General features: G+C 70.8%; 20 protein-coding genes and 1 pseudogene. 19 read left to right on the top strand and 2 right to left on the bottom strand.

Annotated features, from left to right (window positions below):
- Positions 1–8: 8 nt before the first annotated feature.
- From ruvC to OHA81_RS06650, 8 genes and pseudogenes are all read left to right on the top strand, one after another.
- Positions 9–545, top strand: a complete 537-nt coding sequence (ruvC, locus tag OHA81_RS06685; RefSeq protein ID WP_329193706.1) for a crossover junction endodeoxyribonuclease RuvC — start codon at positions 9–11, stop codon at positions 543–545.
- Positions 542–1,168, top strand: a complete 627-nt coding sequence (gene ruvA / locus OHA81_RS06680) for a Holliday junction branch migration protein RuvA (RefSeq protein ID WP_329193704.1) — start codon at positions 542–544, stop codon at positions 1,166–1,168. The genes ruvC and ruvA overlap by 4 nt, the downstream gene beginning before the upstream one ends.
- Before the next feature lie 62 nt (positions 1,169–1,230).
- Positions 1,231–2,301 (top strand): Holliday junction branch migration DNA helicase RuvB, encoded by a 1,071-nt coding sequence (gene ruvB / locus OHA81_RS06675; protein ID WP_329193702.1) that lies wholly within the window; start codon positions 1,231–1,233, stop codon positions 2,299–2,301.
- A gap of 163 nt (positions 2,302–2,464) precedes the next feature.
- On the top strand, positions 2,465–2,947 hold the full coding sequence (yajC, locus tag OHA81_RS06670; protein WP_329193700.1) for a preprotein translocase subunit YajC: 483 nt from the start codon (positions 2,465–2,467) through the stop codon (positions 2,945–2,947).
- Positions 2,948–3,100: 153 nt separating this feature from the next.
- Complete coding sequence (secD, locus tag OHA81_RS06665) at positions 3,101–4,912, top strand: protein translocase subunit SecD (protein WP_329193698.1); 1,812 nt, start codon at positions 3,101–3,103, stop codon at positions 4,910–4,912.
- Position 4,913: 1 nt separating this feature from the next.
- A pseudogene (gene secF, locus OHA81_RS06660) lies at positions 4,914–5,969 on the top strand (protein translocase subunit SecF).
- Complete coding sequence (locus tag OHA81_RS06655) at positions 5,966–6,517, top strand: adenine phosphoribosyltransferase (protein ID WP_329193697.1); 552 nt, start codon at positions 5,966–5,968, stop codon at positions 6,515–6,517. The pseudogene secF and the gene OHA81_RS06655 overlap by 4 nt, the downstream one beginning before the upstream one ends.
- A 200-nt stretch (positions 6,518–6,717) precedes the next feature.
- Complete coding sequence (locus tag OHA81_RS06650; RefSeq protein WP_329193695.1) at positions 6,718–9,174, top strand: RelA/SpoT family protein; 2,457 nt, start codon at positions 6,718–6,720, stop codon at positions 9,172–9,174.
- A 92-nt stretch (positions 9,175–9,266) separates the two neighbouring features.
- Here the strand turns inward: OHA81_RS06650 and OHA81_RS06645 are convergent, their stop codons facing one another.
- Both OHA81_RS06645 and OHA81_RS06640 read right to left on the bottom strand, forming a co-directional pair.
- A complete protein-coding gene (locus tag OHA81_RS06645; protein ID WP_329193693.1) occupies positions 9,267–10,496 on the bottom strand; it encodes a DUF349 domain-containing protein in 1,230 nt (409 codons plus the stop codon).
- 195 nt (positions 10,497–10,691) lie between these two features.
- The gene (locus OHA81_RS06640; protein WP_329193691.1) at positions 10,692–11,471 is read right to left on the bottom strand and encodes a peptidylprolyl isomerase; all 780 of its coding nucleotides are present in this window, start codon (positions 11,469–11,471) and stop codon (positions 10,692–10,694) included.
- Positions 11,472–11,634: 163 nt separating this feature from the next.
- On the opposite strand from OHA81_RS06640, the gene OHA81_RS06635 reads away from it, so the two are divergent.
- The 11 genes from OHA81_RS06635 (at position 11,635) to OHA81_RS06585 (ending at position 23,722) form a co-directional block, all read left to right on the top strand.
- On the top strand, positions 11,635–12,345 hold the full coding sequence (locus OHA81_RS06635; RefSeq protein ID WP_329193689.1) for an MBL fold metallo-hydrolase: 711 nt from the start codon (positions 11,635–11,637) through the stop codon (positions 12,343–12,345).
- A 10-nt stretch (positions 12,346–12,355) separates the two neighbouring features.
- Positions 12,356–13,615 carry a histidine--tRNA ligase gene (hisS, locus tag OHA81_RS06630; protein WP_329193687.1) on the top strand — a complete coding sequence of 420 codons (1,260 nt, stop codon included), beginning with the start codon at positions 12,356–12,358 and terminating at the stop codon, positions 13,613–13,615.
- 163 nt (positions 13,616–13,778) lie between these two features.
- Positions 13,779–14,390, top strand: coding sequence for a vitamin K epoxide reductase family protein (locus OHA81_RS06625; RefSeq protein ID WP_329193685.1), 612 nt, complete (start codon positions 13,779–13,781; stop codon positions 14,388–14,390).
- Between the two features lie 51 nt (positions 14,391–14,441).
- Entirely contained in the window at positions 14,442–15,797 is a 1,356-nt protein-coding gene (locus tag OHA81_RS06620; protein ID WP_329193684.1) for a replication-associated recombination protein A, read from the top strand.
- A 479-nt stretch (positions 15,798–16,276) separates the two neighbouring features.
- Positions 16,277–16,888 (top strand): 30S ribosomal protein S4, encoded by a 612-nt coding sequence (gene rpsD, locus OHA81_RS06615; RefSeq protein ID WP_030026606.1) that lies wholly within the window; start codon positions 16,277–16,279, stop codon positions 16,886–16,888.
- 181 nt (positions 16,889–17,069) lie between these two features.
- Complete coding sequence (locus OHA81_RS06610) at positions 17,070–17,498, top strand: DUF948 domain-containing protein (RefSeq protein WP_329193682.1); 429 nt, start codon at positions 17,070–17,072, stop codon at positions 17,496–17,498.
- An 8-nt stretch (positions 17,499–17,506) separates the two neighbouring features.
- Entirely contained in the window at positions 17,507–17,878 is a 372-nt protein-coding gene (locus OHA81_RS06605; RefSeq protein ID WP_329193679.1) for a DUF6167 family protein, read from the top strand.
- Positions 17,878–20,547 carry an alanine--tRNA ligase gene (gene alaS / locus OHA81_RS06600; protein WP_329193678.1) on the top strand — a complete coding sequence of 890 codons (2,670 nt, stop codon included), beginning with the start codon at positions 17,878–17,880 and terminating at the stop codon, positions 20,545–20,547. Before OHA81_RS06605 ends, alaS begins: the two co-directional genes overlap by 1 nt.
- A gap of 2 nt (positions 20,548–20,549) precedes the next feature.
- Positions 20,550–21,020: a Holliday junction resolvase RuvX gene (gene ruvX / locus OHA81_RS06595; protein ID WP_329193677.1), complete on the top strand. Its 471-nt coding sequence runs from the start codon at positions 20,550–20,552 to the stop codon at positions 21,018–21,020.
- Positions 21,021–21,145: 125 nt separating this feature from the next.
- On the top strand, positions 21,146–22,891 hold the full coding sequence (gene mltG, locus OHA81_RS06590; RefSeq protein WP_329193674.1) for an endolytic transglycosylase MltG: 1,746 nt from the start codon (positions 21,146–21,148) through the stop codon (positions 22,889–22,891).
- A 6-nt stretch (positions 22,892–22,897) separates the two neighbouring features.
- Positions 22,898–23,722, top strand: coding sequence for a shikimate dehydrogenase (locus OHA81_RS06585; RefSeq protein ID WP_329193673.1), 825 nt, complete (start codon positions 22,898–22,900; stop codon positions 23,720–23,722).
- Positions 23,723–23,856 lie beyond the last annotated feature (134 nt).

Raw genomic sequence — 23,856 nt, 5'->3', positions numbered from 1 at the left:
AGGGCGAGGTGCGCGTACTCGGTGTGGACCCGGGGCTGACGCGGTGCGGTGTCGGCGTGGTCGAGGGGGTCGCCGGCCGTCCCCTCACCATGCTCGGAGTGGGGGTCGTGCGGACGCCCGCCGACGCCGAGTTGGGGCTGCGGCTCGTCGCCGTCGAACGCGGCATGGAGGAGTGGCTGGACGAATACCGGCCCGAAGTCGTCGCCGTGGAGCGGGTCTTCAGCCAGCACAACGTCAGCACGGTGATGGGCACCGCCCAGGCCAGTGCCGTCGCCATGCTGTGCGCGGCCCGGCGCGGCCTGCCGGTCGCCCTGCACACCCCGAGCGAGGTCAAGGCCGCCGTCACCGGCTCCGGCCGGGCCGACAAGGCGCAGGTCGGGTCGATGGTGACCCGGCTGCTGCGGCTGAGCGCCCCGCCCAAACCGGCCGACGCCGCCGACGCCCTCGCGCTCGCCATCTGCCACATCTGGCGGGCCCCCGCCCAAAACCGCCTCCAGCAGGCGGTCGCCCTGCATGCCTCCGCCGTGAAAGGCCGCCCCTCATGATCGCGTTCGTCAGCGGCCCGGTCGCCGCCCTCGCCCCCGCCCTGGCCGTGATCGAGGTCGGGGGAGTGGGCATGGCCGTCCAGTGCACGCCGGCCACCATCGCCGGCCTGCGGCTGGGGGAGACGGCCAGGCTGGCCACGTCCCTGGTCGTACGGGAGGACTCGCTCACCCTGTACGGCTTCGCCGACGACGACGAACGTCAGGTCTTCGAGCTGCTCCAGACCGCGAGCGGGGTCGGTCCCCGGCTCGCCCAGGCCATGCTCGGCGTCCACAGCCCCGACGCCCTGCGCCTGGCCGTCTCCACGGGCGACGAGAAGGCCCTGATGGCGGTGCCGGGCATCGGCAAGAAGGGCGCGCAGAAGCTGCTGCTGGAGCTCAAGGACAAGCTGGGTGCGCCGCTGGGCGCCGTCGTGGGGGCCCAGCGGGCCGCCGCCACCGGCCCCGCGCCCTGGACGGAGCAGCTCTCCGCCGCCCTCATCGGCCTCGGCTACGCCTCCCGCGAGGCCGAGGAAGCCGTCACCGCCGTCACCCCGCAGGCCGAGGCCGCCCTCGCCGCGGGCGGCTCGGCGCCGGTCCCGCAGCTGCTGCGCGCCGCCCTGCAGTCCCTGAACCGGGCCCGCTGACCCGCACACCGCCGCGGGCGGGACGATGATCACCGTACGAACCGAGAAGGCAGACTGACACCGTGAACTGGGACGACGAGAGCGACCGCATTGTCGCGGCGGCGGCGGACGGCGAGGACACCGCCGTCGAGGCGGCCCTGCGCCCCAAGGACCTCGGGGAGTTCGTCGGCCAGGAGAAGGTCCGCCAGCAGCTGGACCTCGTCCTCAAGGCGGCCCGCCAGCGCGGCGCCACCGCCGACCACGTCCTGCTCTCCGGTGCGCCCGGCCTCGGCAAGACCACCCTGTCCATGATCATCGCGGCGGAGATGGGCGCGCCCATCCGGATCACCTCCGGCCCCGCCATCCAGCACGCCGGGGACCTCGCCGCGATCCTCTCCTCCCTGCAGGAGGGCGAGGTGCTCTTCCTGGACGAGATCCACCGCATGTCCCGGCCCGCCGAGGAGATGCTGTACATGGCCATGGAGGACTTCCGCGTCGACGTGATCGTCGGCAAGGGCCCGGGCGCGACCGCGATCCCCCTGGAGCTGCCGCCCTTCACCCTGGTCGGCGCGACCACCCGCGCCGGGCTGCTCCCGCCGCCGCTGCGGGACCGGTTCGGCTTCACCGGGCACATGGAGTTCTACGCCCCCGAGGAGCTGGAACGCGTCATCCACCGCTCCGCCCGCCTCCTCGACGTGGAGATCGACACCGCCGGGGCCGCCGAGATCGCCGGACGCTCGCGCGGCACCCCGCGCATCGCCAACCGCCTGCTGCGCCGGGTCCGGGACTACGCCCAGGTGCGGGCCGACGGAGTGATCACCCGGGAGATCGCCGGCACCGCCCTCCAGGTGTACGAGGTGGACGCGCGCGGCCTCGACCGGCTGGACCGGGCCGTGCTGGAGGCGCTGCTCAAGCTGTTCGGCGGCGGACCCGTAGGCCTGTCGACCCTCGCCGTCGCCGTCGGTGAGGAACGCGAGACCGTCGAGGAGGTCGCCGAGCCCTTCCTGGTCCGCGAGGGGCTGCTGGCGCGTACCCCGCGCGGGCGGGTCGCGACCCCCGCCGCATGGGCTCACCTGGGCCTTGTCCCGCCCGGGCAGGGAGCCGGTGGATCAAGCAGTGGATCAAGCGGACAACAGGGCTTGTTCGGGGCGTGACGGCGCGGAGGTTCGACCGCCCAGGAACCGCGGTGCCATGCTGGGCGTTGTTCCATCGGTGCGGACTCGCCTAGACTCCGCCGATGCCGACCCTTCGGGTCGGTATGCCCACCCCCGTAGAAAAGGCCGCCTCCCGCGCGGTCGTGCGAAGGATCTTCGTCCCGTGAATATCGGCATGCTCCTCCCATTCATCGTGCTCATCGGGGCGATGTTCCTGATGACCCGCTCCGCCAAGAAGAAGCAGCAGGCCGCCGCGCAGATGCGCGAGCACCTGACGCCCGGCACCGGCGTCCGCACCATCGGCGGCATGTACGCCACCGTCAAGGAGATCGGCGACGACACCCTCACCCTCGAGGTGGCCCCCGGTGTCCACGCGATCTACGCCAAGAACGCCATCGGCGCGGTCCTGGAGGACGCGGAGTACAACCGCATCGTCCACGGCATCACCGATGAGCCGGTCGGCGACGCGCCGGTCGTACCGGACGACGCCTCCTCGCTGACCGCGGGCGAGACGGACGAGCCGGTCAAGACCGACCTCTCCAAGGACCAGGACGAAGCTCCCAAGCTCGACCTGGGCAAGAAGGACGAGCCCAAGGGCGACGAGCCGAAGGACGGCAAGACCGACGGCGAGGCCGGCGCCAAGTAGCGACCGGCCGGGGACCGCGACGGCGCCTGACCGGCGGCCGGCGCGGTCCCCGTCAGCGACACTTCTGCGGGGGGCAGGGGTCCCCACCACACATTTCGTGGCCGTCCGCGCGCTGACCCGGCGCGGGGCGGTTGGACAGGGAGATACGACAAGGTGGCAGCACCGAAGAAGGGCCGGCGGCCCACGGGGGCTCAGGGGAGGCCGGGGCGCGCCCTGGCCATCATCCTGATCGCGATGGTGGCGCTCACCGCGGGGATGTTCCTCACGAAGCAGACGACGCCCCGGCTGGGCATCGACCTCGCGGGCGGCACGAGCATCACGCTCAAGGCCAAGAGCGAGCCCGGCAAGCCGGACGCGGTCAACGAGACCAACATGAACACGGCGGTCGGCATCATCGAGCGCCGCGTCAACGGTCTCGGCGTCTCGGAGGCCGAGGTCCAGACGCAGGGCCGCGACCACATCATCGTGAACATCCCCCGCGGGATGAACGAGCAGCAGGCGCGCGAGCAGGTCGGTACCACCGCCCAGCTGTACTTCCGCCCTGTCCTGGCCTTCGCCGACGGCGCCCCGATCACCCCGCAGGGGACGCCCAGCCCCTCCACGAGCGGTGCACCGAGCCCCTCCGCGAGCGGTTCCGGCGCCCCCAAGGCGGAGAACGGCAAGCCCGGCTCCTCGGCCACCCCGTCGTCCAGCGCCACTTCCCAGGGACGTGTGCTCAGCGAGGCCCTCAAGGCCCCGGGCGCCCCCTCTCCCTCGCCTTCGGCGAGCGAGTCGAAGAAGGCAGACGACAAGGCGCCGACCCCGGCCCCGACCCCGTCGGGCGCCGACGCCGCCGTCGCGGACCTGCAGGCGAAGTTCGCCGCGCTGGACTGCAACGACGAGAAGCAGCGCGCCACGGTGGGCAAGGACGTCAAGCCCGAGGACCCGACGCTCGCCTGCGGCAAGCGCGGTAACACCTGGGGCAAGTGGGTGCTCGGCCCGGCCGCCGTCAACGGCCAGGACGTGGACAACGCCAAGGGCGCGATCAACCCGCAGAGCGCCCAGTGGATCGTCACCATGCAGTTCACCGACAAGGGCGCCGACAAGTTCGCCAAGATCACCGGTGAGCTCGCCACCAAGCAGTCCCCGCAGAACCAGTTCGCCATCGTCCTCGACGGCGAGGTCATCTCCGACCCGTCCGTGAGCCAGGCGCTGACCGGCGGCAACGCCGAGATCTCGGGCGGCTTCACCCAGCAGTCCGCCCAGGACCTGGGCAACATGCTGTCGTACGGCGCGCTGCCGCTCTCCTTCCAGGAGGACAGCGTCACCACCGTCACGCCCGCGCTCGGCAGCGAGCAGCTCCAGGCCGGCCTCATCGCCGGCGCGATCGGCCTCGCGCTCGTCGTGATCTACCTGCTCGTGTACTACCGGGGTCTGGCCTTCATCGCCATCGTCAGCCTCCTGGTGTCCGCGCTGCTCACCTACACGATCATGGCGCTGCTCGGGAAGGGCATCGGGTTCGCGCTGAACCTGCCCGCCGTCTGCGGTGCCATCGTCGCGATCGGCATCACGGCGGACTCGTTCATCGTGTACTTCGAACGCATCCGCGACGAGATCCGCGAGGGCCGCACCCTGCGTCCGGCGGTGGAGCGTGCCTGGCCGCGGGCCCGGCGCACCATCCTGGTCTCCGACTTCGTGTCGTTCCTCGCCGCCGCGGTGCTGTTCATCGTCACCGTCGGCAAGGTGCAGGGCTTCGCCTTCACCCTGGGTCTGACCACCCTGCTCGACGTGGTCGTGGTGTTCCTCTTCACCAAGCCCGTCATGACCCTGCTGGCGCGGACGAAGTTCTTCTCCAGCGGCCACCCGTGGTCCGGGCTGGACCCCAAGCGCCTGGGCGCCAAGCCGCCGCTGCGCCGGTCCCGTCGTACCGCCGGCGGAGCGACCGCCACGGCCGTGCCCGCCCCCGTCGACGCAAAGGAGGCGTGAGATGTCGAAGCTGGGAGATCTCGGCGCCAGGCTGTACCGCGGTGAGGTCGGATACGACTTCGTCGGCAAGCGCTTTCTCTGGTACGGCGTTTCCATCCTGATCACCATCACGGCGATCGTGGCCCTGGCCGTTCAGGGCCTCAACATGGGCATCGAGTTCAAGGGCGGTGCCGTCTTCACCACCCCGAAGACGGCCGTCTCGGTCGCCCATGTGACCGAGGACGCCAAGAAGGCCTCCGGTCACGAGGCGATCGTCCAGGAGCTCGGCACCGGCGGCATGCGGATCCAGATCTCGGGTCTGGACACCGACGACGCGACCGGCGTGAAGAAGCAGCTCGCCACCGACCTCAAGGTCGACGCGAACCAGATCAACGCCGACCTCGTCGGCCCCAGCTGGGGCGAGTAGATCGCCAACAAGGCCTGGACGGGCCTCGGCATCTTCATGGTCCTCGTGGTGCTCTACCTCGCCATCGCCTTCGAATGGCGGATGGCGGTGGCCGCCCTGGTCGCGCTGATCCACGACCTCACCATCACCGTCGGCGTGTACGCGCTGGTCGGCTTCGAGGTCACGCCGGGCACCGTGATCGGTCTGCTGACGATCCTCGGTTACTCCCTCTACGACACCGTCGTCGTCTTCGACGGTCTCAAGGAGGGCTCGAAGGACATCACGAAGCAGACCCGCTACACGTTCAGCGAGGTCGCCAACCGCAGCATCAACGGCACGCTCGTCCGCTCGATCAACACCACGGTCGTGGCGCTGCTCCCGGTCGGCGCGCTGCTGTTCATCGGCGGCGGTTTCCTGGGCGCGGGCATGCTCAACGACATCTCGCTGTCGCTGTTCGTCGGTCTCGCGGCCGGCGCGTACTCCTCGATCTTCATCGCGACCCCGCTGGTCGTCGACCTCAAGGAGCGCGAGCCGGCTATGAAGGCGCTGCGCAAGCGGGTGCTCGCCAAGCGGGCGGCCGCGGCTGCCAAGGGAGAGTCCCCGGACGACGGGCCCGACGCCGAGGACGGCCCGCAGGTCGTCGCGCAGGGCCAGGGAAGGCGGCGCCGGTGACCGCGTGCACGCCCGAGGTGCGCGAGCTGCTCCTCAGCAGGATCAAGGACGTACCGGACTACCCCAAGCCGGGTGTGACGTTCAAGGACATCACCCCCCTGCTCGCCGACCCGAAGGCCTTCGCGGCGCTGACGGACGCGCTGGCGTCGCTGGCGCTGCGGTACGGCGCGACGAAGATCGTCGGGCTGGAGGCACGCGGGTTCATCCTGGCCGCGCCGGTGGCCGTGCAGGCCGGGATCGGCTTCGTGCCGGTGCGCAAGGCCGGCAAGCTGCCCGGTGCGACGCTGGGGCAGGCGTACGACCTGGAGTACGGGACCGCCGAGATCGAGGTCCACGCGGAGGACCTCGCGATCGGTGACCGGGTCATGGTCATCGACGACGTCCTGGCCACCGGCGGCACCGCGGAGGCTTCGCTCTCGCTGATCCGGCGGGCCGGAGCCGAGGTCGCGGGGGTGGCGGTCCTGATGGAGCTGTCCTTCCTGCCCGGACGCGCGAGGCTGGAGCCCGCCCTCGGCGGCGCCCCGCTGGACGCGCTGATCGTGGTCTGACGGCGCCGAGGCGCCGCGGCGGCGGGTACCCGGGATCTCCCGGGTACCCGCCGCTTTCGCGTACGCGACCGTTCCGCGAACCGGGAGGAGGCTCGGAGAACGGGGGGACGCAACCCTCGCTACCATGGGTTATCCGGACCTGACCGGGGCTCCGGATCCTCCTCCGGACTGCGTCCGGGGGGACCCCCAGAGGAGCGCTCTTGCCAGACGAGGTCCAGCCACTCTCCGCCGCTCAGCCCGACCCGCAGGCCGAGCAGGCCGCGGCGGCCGCCGCCACGCCCCCGCCCGCCCCGCCGGTCAGGCCCGCCCCGCCGGTCAAGCCGGTCCCGCCGGTCAAGCCCGCTCCGGCGAAGTCCGCCGGGTCGTCCAACCGCGTGCGCGCCCGCCTCGCCCGCCTCGGGGTCCAGCGTTCCAACCCGTACAACCCGGTACTGGAACCGCTGCTGCGCATAGTCCGCAGCAACGACCCGAAGATCGAGACGGCCACCCTGCGCCAGATCGAGCAGGCGTACCAGGTGGCCGAGCGCTGGCACCGCGGGCAGAAGCGCAAGAGCGGTGACCCGTACATCACCCACCCGCTCGCGGTGACGACGATCCTGGCCGAGCTCGGCATGGACCCGGCCACCCTGATGGCGGGCCTGCTGCACGACACCGTCGAGGACACCGAGTACGGCCTCGAACAGCTCAGACGCGACTTCGGCGATGCCGTCGCCCTGCTCGTCGACGGCGTCACCAAGCTGGACCGGGTCAAGTTCGGCGAGGCCGCGCAGGCCGAGACCGTGCGCAAGATGGTCGTGGCCATGGCCAAGGACCCCCGGGTGCTAGTGATCAAGCTCGCCGACCGCCTGCACAACATGCGCACCATGCGCTACCTCAAGCGGGAGAAACAGGAGAAGAAGGCCCGCGAGACCCTGGAGATCTACGCCCCGCTGGCGCATCGGCTGGGCATGAACACGATCAAGTGGGAACTCGAAGACCTGTCCTTCGCGATCCTGTACCCCAAGATGTACGACGAGATCGTGCGCCTGGTCGCCGAGCGGGCCCCCAAGCGGGACGAGTACCTCGCGATCGTCACCGACGAGGTCCAGGCCGACCTCCGGGCGGCCCGGATCAAGGCCACCGTCACCGGCCGGCCCAAGCACTACTACAGCGTCTACCAGAAGATGATCGTGCGGGGCCGCGATTTCGCCGAGATCTACGACCTGGTCGGCATCCGGGTCCTGGTGGACACCGTCCGGGACTGCTACGCGGCCCTCGGTACCGTGCACGCGCGCTGGAACCCGGTCCCCGGCCGGTTCAAGGACTACATCGCGATGCCGAAGTTCAACATGTACCAGTCGCTCCACACGACGGTCATCGGACCCAGCGGCAAGCCGGTCGAGCTCCAGATCCGCACCTTCGACATGCACCGCCGCGCCGAGTACGGCATCGCCGCGCACTGGAAGTACAAGCAGCAGACCGTCGCGGGCACCTCCAAGGTCCGCACCGACGTCCCGCAGGCGGCCAAGGGAAGCGCCGGCCAGGACACCGTCAACGACATGGCCTGGCTGCGCCAGCTGCTGGACTGGCAGAAGGAGACCGAGGACCCGGGCGAGTTCCTGGACTCACTGCGGTTCGACCTCTCCCGCAACGAGGTCTTCGTCTTCACGCCCAAGGGCGACGTCATCGCGCTGCCCGCCGGCGCCACCTCGGTGGACTTCGCGTACGCCGTCCACACCGAGGTCGGCCACCGCACCATAGGGGCGCGGGTCAACGGGCGGCTGGTACCGCTCGAATCGACCCTGGACAACGGCGACCTGGTCGAGGTGTTCACCTCCAAGGCCGAAGGCGCCGGGCCGTCCCGCGACTGGCTGGGCTTCGTCAAATCCCCGCGCGCCCGCAACAAGATCCGCGCCTGGTTCTCCAAGGAGCGCCGCGACGAGGCCATCGAGCACGGCAAGGACGCCATCGCCCGGGCCATGCGCAAGCAGAACCTGCCGATCCAGCGGATCCTTACGGGCGACTCCCTCGTCACCCTCGCGCACGAGATGCGCTACCCCGACATCTCCTCCCTGTACGCGGCGATCGGCGAGGGCCACGTGGCCGCGCAGGGCGTCGTGCAGAAGCTGGTCCAGGCCCTCGGCGGCGAGGACGCGGCCAACGAGGACATGGAGGAGAGCGTCCCGCCCTCGCGCGGACGCAAGCGCCGCGGCAGCGCCGACCCGGGTGTGGTCGTCAAGGGCGTCGACGACGTCTGGGTCAAGCTGGCCCGCTGCTGCACCCCGGTACCGGGCGACCCGATCATCGGGTTCGTCACGCGCGGCAGCGGCGTCTCGGTCCACCGCGCCGACTGCGTCAACGTGGACTCGCTCTCCCAGCAGCCCGAACGGATGCTGGAGGTCGAATGGGCGCCCACCCAGTCCTCCGTCTTCCTGGTCGCCATCCAGGTCGAGGCGCTGGACCGGTCCCGGTTGCTGTCGGACGTCACCCGCGTCCTGTCGGACCAGCACGTCAACATCCTCTCGGCGGCCGTGCAGACCTCCCGCGACCGGGTGGCCACCTCCCGGTTCACCTTCGAGATGGGCGACCCGAAGCACCTGGGACACGTCCTCAAGGCCGTGCGTGGCGTCGAGGGCGTCTACGACGTCTACCGCGTCACCTCGGCCCGCCGGCCGTAGGCTCGGTCGCACGGAAGGCGGCCCCGGTACGCGCGTACCGGGGCCAACTTCTTCCGCGCAGGCGCCTTCTTCCGCGCAGGAGGGCGGCGAGATCAGCCGCCGAACTCCTCAAGGCCCTTGAGCGCCTGGTCCAGCAGGGCCTGGCGGCCCTCCAGCTCCCGGGACAGCTTGTCGGCCTTCGCGTTGTTGCCCGTGGCGCGGGCCGCGTCGATCTGCTCGCGCAGCTTGTCGACGGCCGCCTGCAGCTGACCCGTCAGACCGGCCGCCCGGGCCCGCGCCTCCGGGTTCGTACGCCGCCACTCGCCTTCCTCGGCCTCCTGGATGGCCCGCTCCACCGCGTGCATCCGGCCCTCGACCTTGGGCCGCGCGTCACGCGGTACGTGGCCGATGGCCTCCCACCGCTCGTTGAGGGAGCGGAACGCGGCCCGGGCCGCCTTCAGGTCCGTCACCGGGACGAGCCTCTCGGCCTCCTCGGCCAGCTCCTCCTTGAGCCGCAGGTTCTCCACCTGCTCGGCGTCGCGCTCCGCGAAGACCTCGCTGCGGGCCGCGAAGAACACGTCCTGCGCACCGCGGAAGCGGTTCCACAGGTCGTCCTCCGCCTCCCGCTGCGCCCGGCCCGCCGCCTTCCAGCTCTCCATCAGCTCCCGGTAGCGGGCGGCCGTCGGACCCCAGTCCGTCGACTTCGACAGCGACTCGGCCTCGGCGACCAGCTTCTCCTTGGCCTTGCGGGCCTCCTCGCGCTGCGCGTCCAGCGAGGCGAAGTGCGCCTTGCGGCGCTTGGAGAACGCCGAGCGGGCGTGCGAGAAACGGTGCCACAGCTCGTCGTCCGACTTGCGGTCGAGCCGGGGCAGCCCCTTCCAGATGTCCACCAGGGCGCGCAGCCGCTCGCCCGCGCTGCGCCACTGGTCGCTCTGTGCCAGCTGCTCGGCCTCGGTGACCAGCGCGTCCTTGGCCGCCCGGGCCTCGTCCGCCTGCTTGGCCTTCTGGACCTTGCGCTCCTCGCGCCGCGACTCCACCGTCGCGACCAGCTTGTCCAGCCGGACGCGCAGCGCGTCGAGGTCACCCACGGCGTGGTGCTCGTCCACCTGCGTACGCAGGTGGTCGATCGCGGTCTGGGCGTCCTTGGCGGACAGATCGGTGGTCCGCACCCGCCGTTCGAGGAGGCCGATCTCGACCACCAGGCCCTCGTACTTGCGCTCGAAGTAGGCCAGGGCCTCCTCAGGGGTGCCCGCCTGCCAGGAGCCGACGACCTGCTCGCCCTCGGCAGTACGCACGTACACGGTGCCGGTCTCGTCGACTCGGCCCCACGGGTCGCTGCTCACAGCGCCTCCTCCACCTGATGCCTCGCGAGGGGTTCACCCCCGGGCATCGTCCACAGTTTCCTGGGGCGGGCCGCGCCCGCCCTGCACAACGCCAACATAGGCGACCGCCGGGCCGGCTGTCCGCATCCCGCACGACGCAATATCGACGTACGGGCGCCGGGCCGGCCGCGTCCGGCCGCCGCGTCCGAGTCCCGGTCAGTTCTTGGTGACGGTGCCCTTCTCGATGGTCACGGGGTTCTTCGGAGCGCCGTCCTGGGCCCCGTCGGCCGTCCCCGCCTTGGCGATGTCCTCCACGACCTTGAGTCCGGCCGCGTCGATCTTGCCGAAGGGCGTGTAGGAGGGCGCGAGCGGGCTGTCCTTGTACACGAGGAAGAACTGGCTGCCGCCGGTTCCGGGCTGGCCGGTGTTGGCCATCGCCACCGTGCCCGCCGGGTAGATCACCTGGCCCTGCGCGTTCGGCTTGCCCAGGGCGTCGAGGTTCTCGTCCGGGATGGTGTAGCCGGGGCCGCCCATGCCGGTGCCCTGGGGGTCACCGCACTGGAGCACGAAGATGCCGCTGGTGACCAGGCGGTGGCACTTGGTGTTGTCGAAGAAGCCCTTGTCGGCGAGCGACTTGAACGAGTTGACGGTCTGGGGGGTCTTCGCCGCGTCCATCTCGAACGTGACGTCGCCCGCGCTCGTCTTGAGGGCGAAGGTGTACTTCGCCTTGTCGTCGATCGCCATCGCCGGCGGCGACTGCTTGGGGGTCGGGGACGCGGAGGGCGAGGGGGTGCTGGACGCCTCGGTCTTCTCGTCCTTGCCGTCGAAGACGCCGCCCGCCACGAGGCCGACCAGCGTCGCGACCACCACGGCCGCGGCCGCGCCGACCACCGCCGCCCGGCGGCGCGCCTTGCGCCGGGCCTCTGCCCGCCGCTGCTGCTGGCGCTCGTACTTCTCCCTGGCGAGCTGTCGCCGACGCTGATCGCTGCTGACCACCGGTCGTCTCCTTGTACGTCTCTGGTACCGCTGTCCGGGCTGGGGCAGTCCGTACCGTATATGGGTTCGCTGTGTCATGAGCCGCCCCGGTAGGCTCTGATCAGCGGCATCGCGCCCCGTGCGCGCCGCCCGAGCTCACGCCGGACGACGATTGAGGACGAACGTGCTGATTGCCGGGTTCCCCGCAGGGGCCTGGGGGACCAACTGCTATGTGGTCGCCCCCGCCGCCGGTGAGGAGTGCGTCATCATCGACCCGGGCCACCAGGCCGCCCAGGGCGTCGAGGAGACGTTGAAGAAGCACCGGCTCAAGCCCGTCGCGGTCGTCCTCACCCATGGCCACATCGATCATGTGGCCTCGGTGGTCCCGGTGTGCGGAGCACACGACGTACCGGCCTGGATCCACCCGGAGGACCGCTACATGATGAGCGACCCGGAGAAGGCCCTCGGCCGCTCCATCGGGATGCCGCTCATGGGCGAGCTGACCGTCGGCGAACCGGACGACGTCCGCGAACTGACCGACGGAGCGGGCCTCAAGCTGGCCGGGATGGACTTCTCGGTGGCCCACGCGCCCGGACATACCAAGGGGTCGGTGACCTTCCGGACGCCGGAGACCGCGGACATCCCGTCCGTCTTCTTCTCCGGCGACCTGCTCTTCGCCGGCTCCATCGGACGCACCGACCTGCCCGGCGGCTCCCACGCCGAGATACTCCGCTCGCTGGCCCGCGTGTGCCTGCCGCTGGACGACTCGACGGTGGTGCTCTCCGGCCACGGTCCCCAGACCACCATCGGGCGCGAGCGCGCGACCAACCCGTACCTGCGGGACGTCGCCGCCGGCCTGGGGGACGGCGCAGCCGCCCCACGACGAGGAATGTGACGAGACTTCCGTGAGCACCTTCAAGGCCCCCAAGGGCACCTACGACCTGATCCCGCCGGTCTCCGTGAAGTTCCTGGCGGTACGTGAGGCCATCGCCGCACCGCTGAGGAACTCCGGCTACGGCTACATCGAGACGCCCGGTTTCGAGGACGTCGGCCTGTTCGCGCGCGGCGTCGGCGAGTCCACCGACATCGTCTCCAAGGAGATGTACGCCTTCGAGACCAAGGGCGGCGACCAGCTGGCGCTGCGTCCCGAGGGCACGGCCTCGGTGCTGCGCGCGGCACTCGAGGCGAGCCTGCACAAGAAGGGCAACCTGCCGGTCAAGCTCTGGTACTCGGGCTCCTACTACCGCTACGAGCGCCCGCAGGCGGGCCGGTACCGCCACTTCTCGCAGGTCGGCGCCGAGGCCATCGGTGCCGAGGACCCGGCCCTGGACGCCGAGCTGATCATCCTGGCCGACCAGGCGTACCGCTCGCTGGGCCTGCGCAACTTCCGCATCCTGCTGAACTCGCTCGGCGACAAGGAGTGCCGCCCGGTGTACCGGGAGGCGCTCCAGGCCTTCCTGAGCGGCCTCGACCTCGACGCGGAGACCGTGCGCCGGGCCGAGATCAACCCGCTGCGCGTCCTCGACGACAAGCGGGCCGACGTGCAGAAGCAGCTCGTCGGTGCCCCGGTGCTGCGGGACTACCTGTGCGACGCGTGCAAGCAGTACCACGAGGAGGTGCGGGCGCTGATCACGGCGGCCGGCGTCCCCTTCGAGGACGACGAGAAGCTGGTGCGCGGGCTGGACTACTACACGCGCACCACCTTCGAGTTCGTCCACGACGGTCTCGGCTCGCAGTCGGCGGTCGGCGGCGGTGGCCGCTACGACGGCCTGTCCGAGATGATCGGCGGCCCGGCGCTGCCGTCGGTGGGCTGGGCGCTGGGCGTGGACCGTACGGTGCTGGCGCTCGAGGCGGAGGGCGTCGAGCTGGACACCCCAGCGGCCACGTCGGTCTTCGCGGTGGCGCTCGGCGAGGCGAAGCCGGTGCTGTTCGGGCTGGTCACGGAGCTCCGCCGGGCCGGTGTCGCGGCGGACATCTCGTACGGCGGCAAGGGCCTCAAGGGGGCCATGAAGGACGCGAACCGCTCCGGCGCCCGCTTCGCGATCGTCGCGGGCGACCGGGACCTCGCCGAGGGCGTGGTGCAGCTCAAGGACCTGGAGTCCGGTGAGCAGAACCCGGTGGCCCTCGCCGAGGTGGTCGAGGTGCTGCGGGCGCAGCTGGCCTGACGGCCGGCGCCGGGGAGGGGCGGGCCGGGGGAGAGCCCCCGGCCCGCCCCTTCGCCGTGACCGGCCCCCGGGACCGTCCTTATCTCCATCGAACGGCCCCGGGGCTCCCGCGTGCGGCACAATGGCCGGTGCTTGATGACCTTGCAGATGTGGAGCGGGCGGGATGACGACAACAGGCTCTGACGCGGACACCGCCCGGACCTCCGGCGGCAGCCGGGCCCTGGCGCTGCTGCTGGTGATCACGGGCGCGGCCGGGCTGCTGGCCGCCTGGGTGATCACCATCGACAAGTTCAAGCTGCTGGAGGACCCGAACTTCACCCCGGGCTGCAGCCTGAACCCGATCGTCTCCTGCGGCAACATCATGAAGAGCGACCAGGCGGCCGTCTTCGGGTTCCCGAACCCGATGCTGGGGCTCGTGGCCTACGGGATGGTGATCTGCGTCGGCATGAGCCTGCTGGCGGGGGCGCGCGTGCGCCGCTGGTACTGGCTCACGTTCAACGCGGGCACCGCGTTCGGCGTCGGCTTCTGCACCTGGCTGATGTACCAGTCGTTGTACAACATCAACTCGCTGTGCCTGTGGTGCTGCCTCGCCTGGGTCGCCACGATCCTCATGTTCTGGTACGTGACCGCCCACAACGTGCGCACGCGCATGCTGCCGGCCCCCGGCTGGCTGCGGGGCTTCCTCGACGAGTTCACCTGGGTGCTGCCCGTCCTGCACATCGGGATCATCGGGATGCTGATCCTGACCCGCTGGTGGGACTTCTGGACCTCCTGACGGCCCCGTGAGGGCCCCCTGGCTGTCAGCGGCCTCGCTTAGGCTTCCGGTGTGGAACCAGATCTCTTCACCGCCGCCGCCGAGGACCGCCAGGAGAAGGACCCGTCCAGTTCTCCGCTCGCCGTCCGGATGCGCCCGCGCACCCTGGACGAGGTCGTGGGCCAGCAGCACCTGCTCAAACCCGGCGCGCCGCTCCGGCGGCTGGTGGGGGAAGGCGCCGGGGGACCGGCAGGCGCGTCCTCGGTGATCCTGTGGGGTCCTCCCGGCACCGGGAAGACCACCCTCGCCTACGTCGTCAGCCAGGCGACACAGAAACGGTTCGTGGAGCTGTCGGCGATCACCGCGGGCGTCAAGGAAGTGCGCGCCGTCATCGAGGGCGCCCGGCGGGCGGCCGGCGGGTACGGCAAGGAGACGGTCCTCTTCCTCGACGAGATCCACCGGTTCAGCAAGGCGCAGCAGGACTCGCTGCTCCCGGCAGTGGAGAACCGCTGGGTCACCCTCATCGCGGCGACCACCGAGAACCCGTACTTCTCGATCATCTCGCCGCTGCTCTCCCGCTCCCTGCTGCTGACGCTGGAGCCGCTGACGGACGACGACCTCAGCGCGCTGGTACGGCGCGCACTCACCGAGGAGCGGGGACTGGGCGGGGCCGTGACCCTGCCGGCCGACGCCGAGGCGCACCTGCTGCGCATCGCCGGGGGCGACGCCCGCCGGGCCCTGACGGCGCTGGAGGCGGGCGCCGGATCGGCGATCGCCAAGGGGGAGCCGGAGATCACCCTCCAGACGCTCGAGGAGTCGGTCGACCGCGCGGCCGTCAAGTACGACCGGGACGGCGACCAGCACTACGACGTGGCGAGCGCGCTGATCAAGTCGATCCGGGGCTCGGACGTGGACGCGGCCCTGCACTACCTGGCCCGGATGATCGAGGCGGGGGAGGACCCCCGGTTCATCGCGCGGCGCCTGATGATCTCCGCGAGCGAGGACATCGGACTGGCGGACCCGACGGCCCTGCCGCTCGCTGTCGCGGCGGCCCAGGCCGTGGCCATGATCGGCTTCCCGGAGGCGGCGCTGACCCTGTCGCACGTGACGATCGCGCTGGCGCTGGCCCCCAAGTCGAACACCGCGACGACGGCGATCGGCGCGGCCCTGGCCGACGTACGGGCGGGGCTGGCCGGCGCGGTCCCGGCGCACCTGCGGGACGGACACTACAAGGGCGCCGCCAAGCTCGGCCACGCGGTGGGGTACGTGTACCCGCACGACGTGCCGGGCGCGATCGCCGCACAGCAGTACGCACCCGACGAGATCCATGGCAAGCGGTACTACGAGCCGACGCGCTACGGCGCCGAGGCGCGGTACGCGGACGTGGTGGAGAAGGTCCGCGAACGGCTGCGCGGGGAGCGCGCCTGACCTGCCCGGGGGCCGCCCCGCGCCCGCCGCGGCCTCGGATACGATGGTCCACGGAAACCGGCGCCACATCCGTGATCTCGATCACGGGGTGAGGCCGGACCTGGACGTGAGCGGCGGCCCCTGCGGCCGCGGATTCCGCGGAAACACGGAGGATCGCGTCCCCGTCCGGGGTGACGGCCGAAAGCGGCCGGCCCCCCTGTCCCGCACCGCGGCGGCTCCTGGTGTCAGGAGCATCCGCCCACGTGGGGGATACTGAGGCGTTGGACTCTACGAGGGTTCGTACGCGTTCGGCTCCGGTGAGCTGCCGAACGCCTTCCCTGGGACGCGGCTGACCCTGCTTAACGTCGTCGAAAGCGGATTCCGTTTCGTTGGAACCCGAACTCCGATGCGCACTGGGCAGGGGGATCCCATGTGGTCGAGACATTACGTCCCCCTCGTTACCGGTAAGTCTCACCTGACTACATGGAGGTAGGTTCCACGTGAACCAGAAGCGACCCAAGGTCAAGAAGTCGCGTGCCCTCGGCATTGCGCTGACCCCGAAGGCCGTCAAGTACTTCGAGGCCCGCCCCTACCCGCCGGGCGAGCACGGCCGTGGCCGCAAGCAGAACTCGGACTACAAGGTTCGTCTGCTCGAGAAGCAGCGTCTGCGCGCCCAGTACGACATCTCTGAGCGTCAGATGGCCCGCGCCTACGACCGCGCCAAGAAGGCCGAAGGCAAGACGGGCGAGGCGCTGGTCGTCGAGCTCGAGCGTCGCCTCGACGCCCTGGTCCTGCGTTCGGGCATCGCCCGCACCATCTACCAGGCCCGCCAGATGGTGGTCCACGGCCACATCGAGGTCAACGGTGCCAAGGTCGACAAGCCGTCGTTCCGCGTCCGCCCGGACGACGTGATCACGGTTCGCGAGCGCAGCCGCGAGAAGGTTCCGTTCCAGGTTGCCCGTGAGGGTGGCTACGCAGGCGAGGGCGAGACCCCCCGTTACCTGCAGGTCAACCTGAAGGCCCTGGCCTTCCGCCTGGACCGCGACCCGAACCGCAAGGAAATCCCGGTCATCTGCGACGAGCAGCTCGTCGTCGAGTACTACGCCCGCTGATCTTCCGGCGGTCGTAGCCCCACAGGCTGGTCAGCCCGCCGGTTCCCCCTCGGGGGAGCCGGCGGGCTTCCTGTTTTCCGGGCCCGTGCCGGAATTCCGGTACGGCCGGGGATCTCCGGCGCGATAGGGTCGGAGAAGACTTTTCATACCCAGCGATCTATGTGCAGGAAGCGGTGCAAACGTGTCCGGTGGAGAGGTGGCCGGGATCCTCGTGGCCGTCTTCTGGGCCATCCTGGTCTCTTTCCTCGCCGTGGTGCTGGTGAGACTGGCCCAGGTGCTCAAGGCGACCACCAAGCTCGTGGCGGACGTGACCGAGCAGGCGGTTCCGCTGCTCGCCGACGCCTCCACCACCGTGCGCTCCGCACGCACCCAGCTCGACCGGGTCGACGCGATCGCGAGCGACGTCCAGGAGGTCACCTCCAACGCCTCCGCGCTGTCCTCGACCGTGGCCTCCACCTTCGGTGGTCCGCTGGTCAAGGTCGCGGCCTTCGGCTACGGGGTGCGCAAGGCCCTGGGCAGGACCGACGCCGAGCCCACCAAGACCCCCCGACGCACTGTGATCGTCGGCCGTACGGTGCCGGCCGCCCGGCGCCGGAAGCAGAAGGGCTGAGACCTCCGATGTTCCGCCGAGCCTTCTGGTTCACCGCAGGCGCCGCCGCCGGCGTGTGGGCCACCACCAAGGTCAACCGGCAGCTCAAGAAGCTGACGCCGGAGAGCCTCGCCGCACAGGCCGCCGACAAGGCCGTCGAGGCGGGCCACCGCCTCAAGGACTTCGCCCTGGACGTCAAGGCGGGAATGACGCAGCGCGAAGAAGAGCTGAACGACGCACTGGGCCTGCACCAGGACGCCGACAAGCCGGCCCTGGCCGACAACGTCACGGCCCTGCCCGGGCCCCGGCGGATGCGGGCCATCGCGCTCGACCCGTCCGACCAGACCACCCACCGCCCGAACATCTCGTACAACTCGTACAACCGGAATGAGGACCACTGATGGAGTCGGCTGAAATCCGCCGCCGCTGGCTGAGCTTCTTCGAGGAGCGCGGTCACACCGTTGTCCCTTCGGCGTCGCTCATCGCGGACGACCCGACTCTGCTGCTGGTACCCGCGGGCATGGTGCCGTTCAAGCCCTACTTCCTGGGCGAGGTCAAGCCGCCGGCCCCGAGGCTGACCAGCGTGCAGAAGTGCGTCCGCACCCCGGACATCGAAGAGGTCGGCAAGACCACCCGCCACGGCACGTTCTTCCAGATGTGCGGCAACTTCTCCTTCGGGGACTACTTCAAGGAAGGCGCCATCAAGTACGCCTGGGAGCTGCTCACCAGCTCCGTGGCGGACGGCGGCTACGGCCTCGAGCCCGAGAAGCTCTGGATCACCGTCTACCTCGACGACGACGAGGCCGAGCAGATCTGGCGCGACGTGATCGGCGTGCCCGCCGAGCGCATCCAGCGCCTGGGCAAGAAGGACAACTTCTGGTCCATGGGCGTCCCCGGCCCCTGCGGCCCCTGCTCCGAGATCAACTACGACCGCGGCCCCGAGTTCGGCGTCGAGGGCGGCCCGGCCGTCAACGACGAGCGGTACGTGGAGATCTGGAACCTGGTCTTCATGCAGTACGAGCGTGGCGCCGGCGACGGGAAGGAAGACTTCCCGATCCTCGGTGACCTGCCCTCGAAGAACATCGACACCGGCCTCGGTCTCGAACGCCTCGCCATGATCCTGCAGGGCGTGCAGAACATGTACGAGACCGACACCCTGCGCGTGGTCATGGACAAGGCCACCGAACTGACCGGCGTCCGCTACGGCGCCGCCCAGGGCACCGACGTCTCGCTGCGCGTGGTCGCCGACCACATCCGCACCTCGACGATGCTCATCGGCGACGGCGTCACCCCCGGCAACGAGGGCCGCGGCTACGTGCTGCGCCGCATCATGCGCCGCGCCATCCGCAACATGCGCCTCATGGGTGCCACCGGCCCGGTCGTCCAGGACCTCATCGGCGTCGTGATCGACACGATGGGACAGCAGTACCCGGAGCTCATCACCGACAGGAAGCGCATCGAGACCGTCGCGCTCGCCGAAGAGGCCGCCTTCCTCAAGGCCATCAAGGGCGGCACGAACATCCTCGACACCGCCGTGACCGAGACCAAGGCCACGGGCGGCACGGTCCTCTCCGGTGACAAGGCCTTCCTGCTCCACGACACCTGGGGCTTCCCGATCGACCTGACCCTGGAGATGGCCGCCGAGCAGGGCCTCTCCGTGGACGAGAGCGGCTTCCGCCGCCTCATGCAGGAGCAGCGCGACCGCGCCAAGGCCGACGCCAAGGCCAAGAAGACCGGCCACGCGGACATGTCCGCCTACCGGGAGATCGCCGACGGATCCGGCGCCACCGAGTTCACCGGCTACGCCACCAACCAGGGCGAGTCCACGATCGTCGGCCTCCTGGTCAACGGCGTCTCCGCGCCCGCCGCCTCCGAGGGCGACGAGGTCGAGGTCGTCCTCGACCGCACCCCCTTCTACGCCGAGGGCGGCGGCCAGCTCGCCGACCAGGGCCGGATCAAGCTCGACTCCGGCGCCGTCATCGAGGTCCGCGACGTCCAGCAGCCCGTCCCGGGCGTCTCCGTGCACAAGGGGTCGGTGCAGGTCGGCGAGGTGACCGTGGGCGCCTCCGCCTACGCCGCCATCGACGTCAAGCGCCGCCGGGCCATCGCCCGCGCCCACTCCGCCACGCACCTGACCCACCAGGCGCTGCGCGACGCGCTGGGCCCGACGGCCGCCCAGGCCGGTTCCGAGAACTCGCCCGGCCGCTTCCGCTTCGACTTCGGCTCGCCGAACGCCGTCCCCGGCACGGTCCTCACCGACGTCGAGCAGAAGATCAACGACGTGCTCGCCCGTGAGCTGGACGTCACCGCCGAGGTCATGAGCATCGACGAGGCGAAGAAGCAGGGCGCCATCGCCGAGTTCGGCGAGAAGTACGGCGAGCGCGTGCGCGTCGTGACCATCGGAGACTTCTCCAAGGAGCTGTGCGGCGGCACCCACGTCGGCAACACCAGCCAGCTCGGCCTGGTCAAGCTGCTCGGCGAGTCCTCCATCGGCTCCGGCGTACGCCGCGTCGAGGCCCTGGTGGGCGTGGACGCGTACAACTTCCTCGCCAAGGAGCACACGGTCGTCGCCCAGCTCCAGGAGCTGGTCAAGGGCCGTCCGGAGGAGCTGCCGGAGAAGATCGCCTCCATGCTCGGCAAGTTGAAGGACGCCGAGAAGGAGATCGAGAAGTTCCGCGCGGAGAAGGTCCTCCAGGCCGCCGCGGGGCTCGCCGAGAACGCCCAGGACATCCGCGGCGTGGCTCTCGTCGTGGGTCAGGTGCCCGACGGCACCGGCGCCGACGACCTGCGCAAGCTGGTCCTCGACGTGCGGGGCCGGATCCAGGGCGGCCGCCCGGTCGTCGTGGCCCTGTTCACCGTGGCGGGCGGCCGCCCGCTGACGGTCATCGCCACCAACGACGCCGCCCGCGAGCGCGGTCTCAAGGCCGGTGACCTGGTCCGCGCCGCCGCCAAGACCCTCGGCGGCGGCGGTGGCGGCAAGCCGGACGTGGCCCAGGGCGGCGGCCAGAACCCGGCCGCCGTGCCGGAGGCCATCGCCGCGGTCGAGCGCCTCGTCGCCGAGACGGCCTGACGATGACGCTGCGCCGCGGCCGCCGACTGGCCATCGACGTCGGGGACGCCCGGATCGGGGTCGCTTCCTGCGACCCCGACGGGGTGCTGGCCACACCGGTGGAAACCGTGCCGGGCCGGGACGTCCCGTTCGCCCACCGGCGGCTGCGGCAGCTCGTGCAGGAGTACGAGCCGCTCGAAGTCGTGGTCGGCCTCCCCCGCTCGCTCAGCGGGCGGGAGGGGCCGGCCGCGGCCAAGGTGCGCGCCTTCGCGGGCGAACTCGCCAAGGGCATCAAGCCGGTGACGGTCCGTCTGGTGGACGAGCGCATGACCACGGTCACCGCCGCACAGGGGCTGCGGGCCTCGGGCAGGAACGCCAAGAAGGGGCGGGCGGTCATCGACCAGGCCGCCGCCGTGGTGATCCTCCAGAACGCTCTTGAGACCGAACGGGTATCAGGTAATCCGCCCGGTGAGTGCGTCGAAGTGGTTGTCTGATCGCGATACGGTAACGTTCCGCGCGATGTGACGGCATTCGAACAGCCGTCGCCCACCACTTCAGAGGCGGAACCGGGTGCCGCGGCGACGAGCCGCTGCCTCCGTCTCGCGGCTCTAGGGGACCGATGACTGAGTATGGCCGGGGCCGCGCCCCCGAACCGTGGCACCCCGAGGACCCCTTGTACGGGGACCAGGGGTACGACGGGCATCCGGCCCAGCAGGGTCAGCTGCCTTACGCCGGTGACCAGCAGCAGTACGCGCAGGCGCCGCAGCACCAGGACCCCCAGTTCCAGGCCCCTCAGTTCCAGGACGGCCAGTTCCAGGACGGCCGGCAGTACCAGCAGCACCCGGAGCAGCTCCAGCAGCAGTACCAGCAGTACCCGCAGGAGGGTTTCCTCCCGCACCAGCAGTACCAGCAGAGCGACCAGCCGCAGCCGGCGTACGGGGGCCAGCCCTGGGACACCGGCCAGGGCCAGTACGCGGGCGCGCCCGCGCCGGCGGATCCGTACACGGGTGCGGGTGCCGACCCGTACGCGGGCGCCGAGCCGTACGCCCAGCAGACCGGCGCCGGTTTCCCCGGCGAGGCCCCCGACCTGTACGCGACCCCGGAGGCCTACCCGCCGCCGGTGCCCCCGAGCCGGCGCCACCTGGAACCGGAGCCGGGGAGCCAGGACACCGACCTCCTCACCGAGGACCCCGAGGAGGACCCCGAGCCCGCCGACGACGACGAGGGCCGCGGCGGCGGTGGCCGCCGCGGGGGCCGTTCGAAGAAGGCGAAGACGAAACCCAGACGCCGCGGCGTGTCCTGCCTGGTCGCGGCCGTGGTCGTCGCGGCCGTCCTCGGCGGTGGCGGCTACTACGGCTACACCTACCTCAAGGCCCGCTACGGCCCCGGCGAGGACTACGCCGGCCCCGGCCTCGAAGAGACCGTGGACGTCGAGATCCCCAAGAACGCCACCCTCGCCCAGATGGGCAGCATCCTGGAGAAGGCGGGCGTCGTCGCGAGCGCCAAGGCGTTCATCACCGCCGCGGACACCCCCAAGGGCAAGGGCATCCAGCCCGGCACCTACCCGCTGAAGAAGAAGATGTCCGCCGCCGCCGCCGTCGCGCTGATGACGGACCCCTCGAAGCTGAACGTCATCATCGTTCCCGAGGGCAAACGCAACGTCGACGTCTACGCCATGATCGACAACAAGCTCGGCAAGCCGCAGGGCACCACCCAGGACATCGCGAAGCGCGAGGCCAAGAACCTCGGCCTGCCGGCCTGGGCCGCCTCCAACCCGAAGGTCATGGACCCGCTCGAAGGGTTCCTGTACCCGACGCGCTACGACCTGGCCAAGGACATGGCCCCCGAGGTGCTGCTCAAGCAGATGGTCAAGAACGCGAGCGACAAGTACGCGTCGCTCGGCCTCGAAGCCAAGGCCAAGGACCTCGGACTGGAGAACCCGCTCCAGGTCGTCACGGTCGCCAGCCTCGTCAACGCGGAGGGCATGAACCACGACGACTTCCGCAAGATGTCCGACGTCATCTACAACCGACTCAAGAAGACGAACGACGTCACCAACCAGAAGCTCGAATTCGACTCCACGATCAACTACCTCAAGGGCACGAGCAACATCAACGTCTCGCGCGCCGAGACCAAGACGCTCGACCACCCGTACAACACCTACTTCTACAAGGGCCTGCCGCCGGGTCCCATCGGCAACCCCGGCTCCGACGCCCTGAACGCCTCGCTCAACCCCGACAGGGGCGGCTGGATGTTCTTCGTGTCGGTCGACGGCCAGAAGACGACCTTCACCAAGACGTTCGCGGAGCACGAGAAACTGGTGGCGGAGTTCAACGAGCGGCAGAAGCAGAAGAACGGCGGATAGCAACACATGTCACGCATACGGGCCGCGGTGCTGGGGTCGCCCATCGAGCACTCCCTCTCACCGGTGCTCCACCGCGCCGCGTACCGCGAGCTCGGCCTCGCCGACTGGACCTACGACCGGTTCGAGATCGACGAGGCTGCGCTGGCCGGGTTCCTGGCGGGACTCGGACCCGAGTGGGCGGGGCTGTCACTGACCATGCCGCTCAAGCGGGCGGTCATCCCACTGCTCGACGCAGTCAATGACACCGCAGCCTCCGTGGAGGCCGTCAACACCGTGGTCTTCACCGAGGACGGCCGCCGCCTCGGCGACAACACCGACATCCCCGGCATCGTCGCCGCGCTGCACGAGCAGGGCGTCGACAAGGTGCCGGCCGCCGCGATCCTCGGCGCCGGCGCCACCGCCTCCTCCGCGCTGGCCGCACTCGCACGGATCTGCACCGGCGAGGTCACCGCGTACGTGCGCTCCCGCGCCCGGGCGGACGAGATGCGGCAGTGGGGCGAGCGGCTCGGTGTCGAGGTCCGCACGGCCGACTGGTCGCGGGCGGCCGAGGCACTGGCCGCCCCCCTGGTCATCGCCACCACCCCGGCCGGCGCCACGGACGAGCTGGCCCCCGCCGTGCCCGCCGCCCCCGGCACCCTGTTCGACGTCCTGTACGACCCCTGGCCCACCGCCCTCGCCGCCGTCTGGTCCGCCCGCGGCGGCGCACTGGTCGGCGGCCTCGACCTGCTCGTGCACCAGGCCGTCCTCCAGGTCGAGCAGATGACCGGCCGCGCTCCCGGCCCGCTCGCCGCCATGCGGGCCGCCGGTGAGCGGGCGCTCGCCGCGCGTTAGGCGCACGGGCCGTCCGATAGCTGGACCGGAGCGTGGTGCACCGGCCCGGACGTGGGAGGATCGGGTACGGCGGATCCGGGCCGCGCACCCCGATCGCGCCGTGGCTGTACCAGGCGCGAGCATGAGGAGCATCG

This window comes from Streptomyces sp. NBC_00667, from assembly GCF_036226825.1.
In the GTDB taxonomy this organism is placed as follows: Bacteria; Actinomycetota; Actinomycetes; order Streptomycetales; family Streptomycetaceae; genus Streptomyces.
The sequence above is the reverse complement of the archived record's forward strand: the minus strand, read 5'-3'. Positions and strand labels throughout refer to the sequence as shown.

Bases quoted from the DNA above. Each gene is read 5' to 3' on its own strand.
- OHA81_RS06585 (WP_329193673.1), top strand. From the start codon at position 22,898: ATGTCACGCATACGGGCCGCGGTGCTGGGGTCGCCCATCGAGCACTCC.
- OHA81_RS06625 (WP_329193685.1), top strand. From the start codon at position 13,779: ATGACGACAACAGGCTCTGACGCGGACACCGCCCGGACCTCCGGCGGC.
- mltG (WP_329193674.1), top strand. From the start codon at position 21,146: ATGACTGAGTATGGCCGGGGCCGCGCCCCCGAACCGTGGCACCCCGAG.
- ruvX (WP_329193677.1), top strand. From the start codon at position 20,550: ATGACGCTGCGCCGCGGCCGCCGACTGGCCATCGACGTCGGGGACGCC.
- ruvA (WP_329193704.1), top strand. From the start codon at position 542: ATGATCGCGTTCGTCAGCGGCCCGGTCGCCGCCCTCGCCCCCGCCCTG.
- alaS (WP_329193678.1), top strand. From the start codon at position 17,878: ATGGAGTCGGCTGAAATCCGCCGCCGCTGGCTGAGCTTCTTCGAGGAG.
- OHA81_RS06605 (WP_329193679.1), top strand. From the start codon at position 17,507: ATGTTCCGCCGAGCCTTCTGGTTCACCGCAGGCGCCGCCGCCGGCGTG.